Source organism: Bacillus mesophilus, from assembly GCF_011008845.1.
Lineage (GTDB): Bacteria > Bacillota > Bacilli > Bacillales > SA4 > Bacillus_BS > Bacillus_BS mesophilus.
In genome coordinates this window covers 151,666-164,156 of sequence record NZ_JAAIWM010000004.1, presented here as the reverse complement: position 1 = coordinate 164,156, position 12,491 = coordinate 151,666, and the positions used below count along the sequence as shown (strand labels likewise).

At 35.2% G+C, this 12,491-nt stretch carries 12 protein-coding genes; 8 read left to right on the top strand and 4 right to left on the bottom strand.

Annotated features, from left to right (window positions below; all coding sequences use genetic code 11):
• Positions 1–432: 432 nt before the first annotated feature.
• Positions 433–1,425 carry an HD domain-containing protein gene (locus G4D63_RS12850; protein WP_163180060.1) on the top strand — a complete coding sequence of 331 codons (993 nt, stop codon included), beginning with the start codon at positions 433–435 and terminating at the stop codon, positions 1,423–1,425.
• 607 nt (positions 1,426–2,032) lie between these two features.
• Here the strand turns inward: G4D63_RS12850 and G4D63_RS12845 are convergent.
• From G4D63_RS12845 to G4D63_RS12835, 3 genes are all read right to left on the bottom strand, one after another.
• Positions 2,033–3,016: a CobW family GTP-binding protein gene (locus G4D63_RS12845; protein WP_163180059.1), complete on the bottom strand. Its 984-nt coding sequence runs from the start codon at positions 3,014–3,016 to the stop codon at positions 2,033–2,035.
• 170 nt (positions 3,017–3,186) lie between these two features.
• Complete coding sequence (locus tag G4D63_RS12840; RefSeq protein WP_163180058.1) at positions 3,187–3,861, bottom strand: SOS response-associated peptidase; 675 nt, start codon at positions 3,859–3,861, stop codon at positions 3,187–3,189.
• A gap of 83 nt (positions 3,862–3,944) precedes the next feature.
• Positions 3,945–5,057: a GGDEF domain-containing protein gene (locus G4D63_RS12835; protein ID WP_163180057.1), complete on the bottom strand. Its 1,113-nt coding sequence runs from the start codon at positions 5,055–5,057 to the stop codon at positions 3,945–3,947.
• 208 nt (positions 5,058–5,265) lie between these two features.
• Between G4D63_RS12835 and G4D63_RS12830 the strand changes: the two genes are divergently transcribed.
• The 6 genes from G4D63_RS12830 to G4D63_RS12805 all read left to right on the top strand — a co-directional run bounded on the left by G4D63_RS12830 (position 5,266) and on the right by G4D63_RS12805 (position 10,378).
• Positions 5,266–5,655 (top strand): hypothetical protein, encoded by a 390-nt coding sequence (locus tag G4D63_RS12830; protein ID WP_163180056.1) that lies wholly within the window; start codon positions 5,266–5,268, stop codon positions 5,653–5,655.
• Between the two features lie 371 nt (positions 5,656–6,026).
• On the top strand, positions 6,027–6,281 hold the full coding sequence (locus tag G4D63_RS12825; protein WP_163180055.1) for a DUF1292 domain-containing protein: 255 nt from the start codon (positions 6,027–6,029) through the stop codon (positions 6,279–6,281).
• A gap of 15 nt (positions 6,282–6,296) precedes the next feature.
• Positions 6,297–6,674, top strand: a complete 378-nt coding sequence (locus G4D63_RS12820; protein WP_163180054.1) for a hypothetical protein — start codon at positions 6,297–6,299, stop codon at positions 6,672–6,674.
• A gap of 100 nt (positions 6,675–6,774) precedes the next feature.
• The gene (locus G4D63_RS12815; RefSeq protein WP_163180053.1) at positions 6,775–7,185 is read left to right on the top strand and encodes a DNA adenine methylase; all 411 of its coding nucleotides are present in this window, start codon (positions 6,775–6,777) and stop codon (positions 7,183–7,185) included.
• A gap of 240 nt (positions 7,186–7,425) precedes the next feature.
• Positions 7,426–8,418: a Gfo/Idh/MocA family protein gene (locus G4D63_RS12810; RefSeq protein WP_163180052.1), complete on the top strand. Its 993-nt coding sequence runs from the start codon at positions 7,426–7,428 to the stop codon at positions 8,416–8,418.
• Between the two features lie 259 nt (positions 8,419–8,677).
• A complete protein-coding gene (locus G4D63_RS12805) occupies positions 8,678–10,378 on the top strand; it encodes a methyl-accepting chemotaxis protein (RefSeq protein ID WP_163180051.1) in 1,701 nt (566 codons plus the stop codon).
• A 280-nt stretch (positions 10,379–10,658) separates the two neighbouring features.
• On the opposite strand, the gene G4D63_RS12800 is transcribed toward G4D63_RS12805, so the two are convergent.
• The gene (locus G4D63_RS12800; RefSeq protein ID WP_163180050.1) at positions 10,659–11,150 is read right to left on the bottom strand and encodes a cupin domain-containing protein; all 492 of its coding nucleotides are present in this window, start codon (positions 11,148–11,150) and stop codon (positions 10,659–10,661) included.
• 283 nt (positions 11,151–11,433) lie between these two features.
• Between G4D63_RS12800 and G4D63_RS12795 the strand changes: the two genes are divergently transcribed.
• Entirely contained in the window at positions 11,434–12,372 is a 939-nt protein-coding gene (locus tag G4D63_RS12795) for a phosphotriesterase family protein (RefSeq protein WP_163180286.1), read from the top strand.
• Positions 12,373–12,491: the final 119 nt, after the last annotated feature.

Genomic DNA, 12,491 nt, shown 5'->3' with positions numbered 1-12,491 from the left:
TTTATGAAATTATAAAAGTTTATCATTTGTTGATAAATAAGAGTAGTGTATAATAATCCAGCTCCAGCGCCCAGCCAAGATGAAATTGCGACGATCTTTGCAATTTCATCCTACCTCGATGGAAAAAGGAAGTACACTTTTTCCTAGGTCAAATGTTCCTTCGAAAATAAAGGGAAACCAACCCTTTTTTCTCGAAGGAACATTTGCTTGTCAGGGCTAACCGGGGCGCTTGCGCCTTTTGTTCTTGACTAACATGCAATAATTGGTATAATTTAGGTGTATAATATTTTCTTTATTACGAACTGATAAACCGTGGTAGTTTACCACTCTCATACTGAGCCGGTTTCGTATCTTTATTTCTAGGATATGAAACGGGCTTTTTATTGTTGAGTGGGAATAAAATAATCTTACATTTCGAAAGGAGAACCAAAAATGCAGTATATTTTTAGAAATCAAGAAAATATTTTTGACCCGTTTTACCAGCTTAATACAAAAGCTGACCCTTGGGAGTATGAACTGTTACAAAGTAGGGCTCTTAAGAGGTTAAAGTTTCTTTCACATTATGGAACAGCTTCCTTTATTACAGCAGCTAAGCATTCAAGATATGAACATACTGTTGGAGTGTGGACCATCATTGCCCGTTTTTTTCCAAGTGATAAGAATCTTCGAATGGCAGCACTTCTTCATGATATTGGACATTTACCTTTTTCACATGCCGTTGAACGAACACTGGGATTTAACCACCATACCATCACAGAGGATTATATAAAAGGCCAGGAAGTTTCTGCAATATTAACCAAATATGGCTTCTGCCCACAAGCAATTATTAATTTATTGAATGAAGATTCCCCATTAACCCACAAGACACCATATTTAAGTGCAGATCATCTGGATAGCTTCTTGAGAGATTCTTATATGCTTGGGAAATTGGATAAGCATCCATCAACAATCATAGAAAATATTTCCTTTTCTGGTCATTTTGTCGATGCTGATCTTTCAACGAGTGAATCCATAATGAATGCTATCTTCCAAGATCATAAGAGCTTTTTGGAACCTACTTGTCTGGCTTTGGATGCTCTCTTAGCAAAAGCAATTTCCATTTATGTGCGTCAGAAAGAGTTACCTATAGGAACTATTCCGATCTTGACCAATCATGAGTTACTTCAGCTTCTCCTTCACTCAAATATTCAAGAAGTTGAAGAAATCCTAGACATTATCATGTGGTATCCTGAGAAGATTATCATTCATGATGAAGAGGTAAATAACGCTGAGAAAATAGAAGTAAAGAAGGTGTATGATAAAACACCTTTAGTAAAGGGTAAACCACTTAGTGAAATTTCATCGGAAGCTAAGTATAAGTTAAATCAAATTCGATCTTTCAAAAAGATCTATTACTACTCATTTTTAGACAAGTCACAGGGATGATTTAATGCAGTTGCTCTAAATATCATCAACAAACTTCAATCTTTGTTTTAAGAAGAAAACAAGATTCTTCTAGTCATGTACGTTAATACAAACTTGTAAACAGGCTATAGATATAGGACATCCCCCCTGTCCATGTTCCCTTCTTGTACATAAACTATAAAAAAGCTAAAAAGGGGGAGATGATTTTGTCTTGTTTTCCAGGTTATCGATATTGAGGTCCGCGTTGTAGTGGGCCGGGAGCCCCAGTAAATCCTCTAGATGCAATTTGCAGGGATCACGATTCTTGTTATCAAAGATATGGTCCATCTAGATTTTGTGATGAACTTTTTTTAAATAGATTAAGGCCATTTTTAAACCACCCATCAAAAATGGGGGAGGATGCCAGATTTATGTTTAAGGTCATGCGTTTAAAGACTATGTTTTAGCAATGACAGCTGAAAAATCTGTAATTTAAATAACAATAAAAGTATAGGTTTGTAACACCAAAAGATTGGACTTTTTTGAACCATTTGAATGTCTAGAAGGGGACGACTGTTAGGGTGTCCCCGTCAGGATTAGTTAATAAATTAAAAAAAGGACCAGCTGGCCCTTCAAAGTAATCAGTTATTTACAAAAAACCCTTTTCATAATACTTTATTATTTCATCTTTTTTAATATTATTTCCAATCAAAATCATTACGGTTTCTTGCATGCTAGCTTCAGCTAGTTTTTCGAATGATAATCTTCCTGCAGCATATTGGAAGCTTGTCAGTCCTGTTTCACCACTAACTTGAACAATTCCTTTGCCACGAATAATTTCGCCTGGTAGTCCTTTTAACCACTTTTGCAACTGTTTTCTATCTAATGAAGGTAGATTGTCTAGCTTAACTGCTTTAATACTAGCATGGTTAGAATGATTTTGATGCTCACATCCTTCTTTATGATCATTGGAGGAGCAAGAGCAACTTTTCTGATCACTTTCACCAGATGTAATCATTCTTATCCTAGGTTTAAGCAGTTCTTCAATACTAACCTCACCATAGGAAGTAGCGATCATCGGAGTATCGTTTGCTATATTTTTATAGATACTAGCTTCTACTTTTTGGAGTTGCTTAGTAGAGATTAAATCTGTTTTATTCACAATTACAAGGGAAGCACTAGTTATTTGTTCTTTTAACAATTGACGTATTTCTTTTGAGCTAGAAAAGATACTTTGGTAGTCTAAGAAGTTACTTGCATCTACTAGACTTATAATAGACTTTAGCTCAAAATTCTCAAGGTAAGTTGTACTTACAAGTGTATCGACAATTTCGTTAGGGTTGGCTACACCTGTTCCCTCAATCAAAAGAATATCTACAGGGTTATCTATAAATTGTTGTAAGGTTTCCTTAAGGTCATCTTGAATAGAGCAGCAAATACACCCGTTTAAAAGCTCGACCATTTGTTCTTGCTCAAACATATAATTCTCTACATTTACATCTCCGAGTTCATTAAGGATGAGTCCTACTTTTTTGTTTTGTTGTCTTGTATATTCTACTAATTTCTTTAAGACCGTGGTTTTTCCACTTCCTAGAAAACCACTGATTATATAAACAGGAGTTTTTCCCCTCATTGCATTTTCCTCCTCTTCTCATATCTATAATAGAGCAGTTCCAATAGCAGCAGGATCGTATTCAACAAATAATAATGGTTACGATTTACTCTTATATCATATATAAAAATCATTATTATTACAACCATCATAAATAACTGGCTTTAAGATCATATTGATATCTTCTGTATTTAACAAATCTCTTGAATGACGTTGTGATTATTATTTTTCGGTGAGTTTACAAGAGAGGAGACCTCATATGCGTCCATTAACTCTGCTGGGAAGGGTTTTAGCAAGCCATTTAGATCGTTAACATCCTTTACAGCAGGGTCAAGCCATTTGCTTTCATCATCAGGATTTAAAATAACAGGCATCCGATCATGTATATCTTTTACCAAGTGATTTGGGGTTGTTGTAATGATCGTACAAGTATGAATGATTTTACCTAGAGGTGACCGCCAACTCTCCCATAAACCAGCCATCGCAAACAAACCCGAACATTTAAGTTTAATACACAGGGGTGTTTTTGTATGATCTGTTTTTTTCCATTCAAAGAAACTATTTGCAGGTACAAGACAACGTTTTCTTTGATAGGCCATACGAAAGCTGGGCTTCTCAGAAAGTGTTTCAGCTCTTGCGTTAATCAATTTATAACCTATCTTTTCGTCACTAGCCCAGGGTGGAAGTAGTCCCCAGCGTAAATATCCTAATCTATTGTTTGTGCCGTCATTTATGACAGAAAGAACGGAATGGGAAGGTGCGATATTGTAGCTCTTAGAATAGTTTTCCTCTTGTATCCCAACGTTAATCACAAACCTCTCAACAATCTCGTTCAAATCAGCAAATAATGTAAAGCGACCACACATATGCGACACTCCTTTTCTCTTTCAACCATTGTACCAAGTAAAAAGAACTAAAATCAAAACATGGAAAAAACCTAGATAATTAATTAACTAGGTTCAATAATAGATTTGGTTTGTCCTTCGGAGTAAACAGTGACCTTGTTTCGGCCGCTATTTTTTGATTCATATAGCGCTTGATCTGCCTCTTTTATCATATTTTCTAATGAGTCGTTAGAATTTGAAAAGCTAATTCCAACTGAGATAGTCACTTTTTGTTCCGGAATGTTTTCGCGACCTATGAATGGGAATTGTTCTATCTTGTCTTTAAATCGAGATATGACATCCTCAATATAAACTCTATTAGTTGCATTTTTATAGAAAATGATAAACTCTTCACCACCGTAGCGAGCAATTAGTGCTTCTTTTCCAATATGATCCGCTAACAGTTGGCTTAAGTCTCGCAGTACTTCGTCTCCCGCTTGATGACCATTTGTGTCATTAAATTTTTTGAAATAGTCTACGTCAAACATAGCAATTGCAACCTTAGACTTTTTGTCTAATTGCTTTTGTGCTTCCTCTTTAAACCACCTAATATTAGGTAAATGTGTTAATGAGTCATGGTTAGAAAGATATAGTAGTTCTTTCTTCATCATATTACTTCTATTAGCATCATTTAGCATCAATCCCATTCCAAGAACAGCTAATACGGCAAATATAGACATAATAAAGGATAGTTGTACAGTTATAGGGGTCGTTATAATCATTAAGATTGATTTAATCACTTCAAATAACAATAGAGTCCCAATCAATTTCTTAAGGTTCAATATCGTTGTCTCAGGAATAAAATTTCCTTTTCCATAGAATAGGGAACCTATTAAAACGGGAAGTAAAATACTTTGCATGATTCCTTCAATAACAGTGGGTCCTCCTAAAGAGAATCGATATAATGAAGGTAAAATAGATGAGACTAGACCCCATTTCCATCCACCTATAAAACTAATGAAAAAAAGAGGTACTTCTCGTAAATCTAATTTCATTCCCTCATATTCTAGGGGATGTAGCATCACAACTAAAGACAAGAAACTTGCTAGTAAAGGAGAAATTAAAAGAAATGATGTGATTTTTCGTTCTAGGAAGAAGTCTTTTAATTTTATATACAAAAACATAAAGGCAATAATGAGCGCCATATTTTGAAAAAAGAAATAAGCTACCGTATTCATATTTCTGACTCGCCTTCTAAGTATAGTTAACTCATAAATTATATAGGAATAATTAAGAGATTTATATAGGAATTGATTCTTATTGAAGAAATATTTTTATTAGAGGATTGGGTGGTAAGGTAATCGTATTCTTTTTCACTTCTACCATTTAACGTTATTACTGTATAATAGAGTGATATATTTTAGATAATTAGGGTGGTTTATGGCAATGAGAATTCTTGGAGTTGTTTTTGGCTACTTACTAAGTGATTTATTTTTTCATCTCATTCACTCCTCTGCAGCCGGACTTAAGGCTGAGACGCAGGGAGAAAGGATAGGAGCAGTATTATTTGGAGTGTTTGTGTTACTTATATTGATGTTTATTGCTCATTTCGTATTTTCTAAGTCTTTTTTTCAAGGCTTTGTCGTAGCAACAGGCTTGTTCTTAAGCTTTGATATTGTAGTATTTCATTGGATTTTTCAACTACATCGAATAACAAATGGTCCTGAGGCAAATTGGCTAGAGCCAATTCTGGTTGTGGGTGGGATTGTGTTGATCTGGTATGGGATTAAAAGGGAATTGATTTCAAAAAATACTAGTGTTAAAGAGGTTGCCTAGCATTTTAAAAAGGGATTGGACTAGCCAATCCCTTTTGCTCATTCTATTTTTGCTGCTTGTTTATTGCAATTCCTTCTCTTCTAGCTTGTGCCCATTTATAGGGAAGAAACTTTATTTCTCCACTTTCTTTTGCATCATATACATGCTGAAGAGACTCTATGATGATAGAGCGTTGTAACTCATTGTGAGGGGGTGCGCCAAAATGGTGACCCATCATAAAAGGTAGGAAATGGATGGCGTTAGTAATCTTACTAGTAGTATTATTCTAAGCTTGTTTGAATTTTATCAACTTCTAGGAAGAAGTTCTTTCTTCTTTTATATTAGTACTGTTTGGGGAAGATAAATATATCTTTCAACAGGAGGTTAGAAGAATGGATACAGTCAAAAGAGATTATATAACAATCCAGGATGAGGAAGGTAAGGAAATAGATTATACGATAGAAGCGCTGTTCGATATGGACGAGAATTCCTATGCATTGTTAAGAAATCTGGATGAGACGATTTTAATGAGAATCGAATTAGAAGGTAATGAACAATATTTGGTTGGAATTAATGATCCAACAGAGTTAGAGTCAATCCTAGATGCCTATCAAATTGCAGTTGATGCTGCTCCTGCAGAAGAATAGGAAGCGCTAATTAATATGGTTAAAAAAGTAGTTGATACACTTAAAAATGAAGAAAAATTGAAAATAGATGAAGAAATTAGTCAAATGGTGTTTACTAAGAACTTTCGGTCAGCTACTGCAGAAGAATGGTGCATTTTTCTTCCTAGTTTCAAAGATCCAAGAACTGGGGGTGCAGCGGCCAAAGCAATTATTCACTATAATCTTTATGGAAACCGAGACGTATTCATTAATACGACCATTATTTTTGATGACCCTATTATTCATGAACCAGGTTATCACTCAGTAGTGTACGCACTAGCAGATGAAATAGTAAATAGGCTTGTTGGCTATGCTGATACCCTACTTTCAGTTCATGCTGGTGAAAACTCGTATGATGCAGAATATAAAAAGTAGTTAAACCTACTACCATATTGGAGTATCGGTAGTTAAAAGCTTGTTGATAAAATTCTATAACTATCATCTATAAATTTCTAATAAATCATGGAGGGAAATGATGTTAACCGTACATGAAACTGAAGCTTATTTGAAGAATCAAGTAGGTGAAAGAACAAATCCAGAAGAGATTTGGGGCATTTTTAAAAGGTTCGGAGAAATCGAAATAGAAAACGAGGACGATATTGAATTACTTTTTCAGTGTGGAATGGAAGAAAATTTGTTTTACCTCGATTTCGTCAGACAATTTACTGTCTATGACCAAGAAGAATTCTCTGATATGGAGCAGCTACATTGTCAGTTATTCTTTGAACTTACAAAGGAATTATCCAATTTAACCATTACTGAGTGGTATTTTGAAACTGAAGGAGATATTGGCGATTACTTCAAACATATTGAGACCTTACAAGAATTTACTATACCAACAAAGTTAAGTCCTATTAGAATTTCTATTTTCCAAGAGAAGATCTAATATTCGATTCCGTCTGGGTTGATTTCTTGACATGTGATAAATAATCTCTTGTATATCATCTAATACCACGAAAGAAGACCAATTCAGACAAATCGGTCTTCTTTCGTGTGCTGTTATTGAATATGTCACCATAAACCAATCAAGACTAGTATAATGATTTATACATACAGTTTTATTCCTACTATTTAATCACTAATTCAGTACTTACAAAACTAGATAGAATAAAAGAGGTGGATACATTTGGTAAGGTTTGGTGTAATAGGAACCAATTGGATTACAGATCGTTTTTTAGAGTCTGTAAAGGATTTACATGATTTTGAATTGCATGCAGTATTTTCACGGACGACAGAAAAAGCAGAGGAATTTGCTGAGAAATACGATATTAACTATACATTTACTAACTATGAAGAAATGGCAAAAAGTGATGTTATTGATGCTGTCTATATAGCAAGTCCAAATTCTTTGCACAAGGAACATGCTATTGTGTTTTTGAATAATGGTAAACATGTGTTATGTGAGAAGCCATTAGCTTCAAATGTGTCCGAAACGAAAGAGATGATAAAGGCTGCAACGGAAAATAATGTTCTTCTGATGGAGGCAATGAGAACAACATTACATCCTAATTTTAAGGTTATTAAGGAAAACCTCTATAAATTAGGAACAATTCGTCGTTATTTTGCCAGCTATTGCAAATACTCTTCACGTTATGATGCATATAAAGCGGGAACTATTCTTAATGCGTTTAATCCCAATCTATCAAATGGGTCATTAATGGACCTTGGTGTGTATTGTATTTACCCAATGGTGGTTTTATTCGGTGCTCCGCTAAGCGTAAAAGGTACTGGAGTTCTTCTTGAATCAGGAGTAGACGGAGGTGGGAGCCTCATTGCCCAATATGAAGGCATGGATGCGGTGATTATGCACTCTAAAATGAATAATTCATTCTTACCTTCTGAAATTCAAGGTGAGGAAGGGAGTATGATTATTCATGATAATATCTCGTCTCCTGACCTAGTGGAAATTAAATATAAGGACGGAAGTGAAGAGACCATTAGCATGGATAGGGATCAACCAGAAATGTACTATGAAGCCGAAGAGTTTATAAAGTTAATACAAGAAGGAAAGACAATGTCTTCTATTAATTCGTTTGAAAACTCCCTTCACACTGCAGAAATCATGGAAGATGTAAGAAAACAACTAGGACTTATCTACACAGCAGACCTAACAAAATAATACATAGATGAAAACGCATTTTAGGAAAATCGTTTGAAACCGATTCTCTCTATTAGCGTTTTTTTATTTTGGCAATTTTATTCTATATTAGATAAGTTTAGGGGAATTAAAGCAAAAACCGGGACTACATTCCTATAACATTGATCATATAGGAACACCTGGTGATACAAGAGAAGTGGCCACTATTATATGATTAGGAAGAATTAATAAGTAAGATTAACGTTTTAATATATTGATTAAAATGAATGGAGGAAAGTAAATGAGATTTACAATAAGAAGAAAATTACTAAGTGGGTTTTTACTAGTACTTTCGTTACTTTTAGCGACAAGTATATTTGCAATCACGAAAATGAACGGTATTGGAGCTAAAACAACAGAGATTGATGAGAACTGGGTTCCTAGCCTCGTATTGGCAGGTGACTTAAATGGGGCAGTTTCGGATGTGCAACGATTATTATTAAAGTTTATATTAGAACCTAACCAACAGGAAATGAACCTTATTGAAACAAGTTTAGGGGAAACAAAAACCGAAATAAACGAACTTATTACACAGTATGAAGGATATATTGCAAGTGAAGAGGAAAGAACAGTATACAATCAATTTGTTGTTAACTACAACGATTATATTAATAGCTTTCCTCCCATCTTGGAAAAAGCAAGAGCAAATGCATTTGTTGAAGCAAATGAACTTCAACTTGAAAGTCATCCTAAATGGCAAGAAGCTAATGATTCTATTGCTAAATTAATAGAAATAAATCAAAATGGTGCAGCGACTGCAACAGAGGAATCCGTGCAAATTTTTAAATCTGGAGTTTCGTTTGTAACAGCGTTAACCATTATTGCTATCATTCTTGGGGTTGTCATTGCATTAGTAATTTCTAGAATTATCTCAAATCCACTATTACTGTTAAATAAATCAGCTGAACAAATTTCTTCAGGTGACTTAACGCTTGATGAAATTAAAGTTAAGAATAATGATGAGATAGGTGAGCTGGCTACATCTTTTAATATCATGACAAAAAACCTACGATCACTAATAGAAGAGGTTGGTACGACTTCAGAACAAGTAGCTGCATCGTCTGAAGAGTTAACTGCTAGTGCTGAGCAAACTAGTAGTGCAACTGAGCTTGTCGCAACAACTATGCAACAAGTGGCAACTGGTGTTGATCAACAAGTGAAAAGTGTGGAAGAAACGTCCACGACAATTTCGGAGATGTCGATTGGGATACAACAGATCGCAGCAAATGCACAAAATGTTTCTCATACTGCATTAGAAGCATCTGAGGGAGCCAAAGCAGGAGGACAGGTAATTACTAACGCGATACAACAAATGAACTCTATTAATCAAAATGTTACAGGCTTAGAATCTGTCATAACTGGTTTAGGCGAGAGCTCAGAAGAGATTGGAAAAATAATAGACGTTATAACAGGGATATCTGATCAAACCAATTTATTAGCACTGAATGCTGCGATAGAAGCGGCTAGAGCGGGAGAACATGGAAAAGGATTTGCAGTTGTAGCTGATGAAGTAAAAAAATTAGCTGAACAATCTTCAAACTCCGCTAAACAGATTTCACAATTAGTCTTAAAGATTCAAAATGAAACTAAAACTGCAGTTCAGACAATGGAAAGTACTTCAAAAGAAGTGAATGAAGGTATTGGAGCAGTAAACACTGCTGGGCAGGCTTTCAGTAACATTGAGACTTCAATTGAAGCAGTTAACCTGCAAATTCAGGATGTGTCTTCAGCTGTACAACAGATGGCAGCCGGTTCAGAGCAAATGGTTAGCTCGATGAGTGTAATTATTAAGGTAGCTGAGGAATCTGCTTCTGGTACACAGGAAGTTTCAGCCGCAACTGAGGAACAACTTGCGTCAATGGAAGAAATTACGGCTTCTGCTCATACTTTATCAAAAATGGCAGAGGAATTACAGTTGCTAATTAGTAGATTCAAAGTATAAAACAAAACGTGATGATTGAGGGAGAGTCCCCAATCATCACGTTTTTTAATATATAAAATCTCTTTTTTAGCTGAAACTTTATTCTTAAATATATTCTTATTTTGTAAGACTTTCTCTAAACGATCAATTATTCTCTCAACGAAAGTGTCGAGACAGGTGCCGTCACTCTAAGGCATCTAAATATGAGACCTTAGAGAACTAGTTTTACATAGAAATAAGTGACGATAATTATATTATGTAAACAAGTTAAATAGAAATTCAATGAAATTTCATTGAATTACTATTTATATGCCATCAGTCTAATTATTTCCTCATGCTGAGGATATTCCTTTAATAGTTGTTCCTGATTAAACAGTTCGAAGTCTTCAAAATCAAATCCAGGTGACACCATACACCCAACAAGTGAAAAGGTATTTTCATCAACTACAGAGGAGCCAAATATTGTGTTTTTGCGAACTAATGCCTGTGGCACTTCTCCTGCCTCTAGGTTTAAGCCTAGCTTGATTTGTTTATATTCTCCTTGCTCATCGATCGTATGAATCGTTAGGGAGCTACCACCATGAAAATACCAAAGTTCATCAGATGTAAGTCGATGGAAATGAGAGATATCCTCAGAACGTAACAAAAAGTAAATGCTAGTATAAAGTTTACGTTTTTTATCACTAACTGATAACTCATCAATAGAAGTAAACGTAGCTTTATAAAATCCACCCTCTGGGTGTGGTTGAAGCTCTAGGTGCTCAATCCAATAATCCGGATTATTTTGTTTCATCGTTTTCTTCCTTTCCATTATGCAAAGATATGAAGTATGCAATACTATCCCACTATAAAGAGAACTCTACCAAAAAGTAAAGAGTTAACAATCCTTAAACAGGAATCTAGAAAATATTGATTATGTGAATGGGTATACGTTCAAAAGTTCAGCATATAAATTTAACAACTATCATAAGCGTAACCATCATTTCTCAATTTCATAATTTCTAAGGAGAAATCAAATCCTTTCCCTTAGAATGAGAGCGTTAACATTTATTTTGGAAGAGGGGATTTAATTGACAATGATTAACACGGTTTCGGGTAAAGTAGATGCTGCAAGCCTTGGCTGTACATTAATTCATGAGCATATGCGGGTACGGTCTGAATCAGTTGTAGCGCAATTTCCACACCTTTATGATGAGGAAAAGGAGTTTGCTTTAGCAGTAGTGCAAGTAGAGAGGGTTAAAGGACTAGGGGTCTCTACTATTTGTGATCCAACAGTCATGGAATTGGGCCGTGACATTCGTTTTATTGAAAGAGTTGCTCGCGAAACGGACATGCAAATCATAGCCGCCACAGGAATCTATTCTTATCATTATATTCCACCTCATTTTCAAAATCGTGATATAGATTATATGGCAGACTTGTTTGTTAGGGACATTGAAGTTGGTGTTCAAAACACTTCTATTAAAGCAGGATTTTTAAAATGCGCTGCAGATGCACAAGGAATTACTCCTGATGTTGAAAAGGTTATTCGTGCAGCAGCCCGTGCACACTTAAAAACCGGTGTACCTATTATGACCCATTCACATCCAGCAAGCGGCACAGGCTTAATGCAACTAGATATACTTCAAGAGGAGGGGGTTAATCCTAACCGGGTTCTTATTGGTCATACGGGTGATACAAATAATATGGATTATATTCTTAAGGTGCTTGATAGAGGAGCCTATATAGGGATGGATCGATACGGTCTTACAAACGAATGTAAAACCGAAGACCGGAATGATACCGTCATTGAATTGGTAAAACAGGGCTACGCTAATCGTATGTTTTTATCGCAAGATTATTGTTGTAGTCTTGATTGGTTCCCAGAAGGAGCAGCCGGGTTTATGTTTCCTAAATGGACAATGAGCTTTGTTCTTGAAGAAGTTATACCTGATCTAAAGAAAAATGGTGTTTCAGATGAAGATATTAACAGGATGATGTTTGATAATGTGCGACGCTGGTTTGAAGGTAACTAAAACCAATTGAAATTAAATACTCAATTTAAAGGGTACGATGGGGATTAAATACTCCCCGTGTACCCTTTAAATTTAACTTAAGAAAGGAATTCACTTTCCTTCTGTTGAAAGTATCTAAG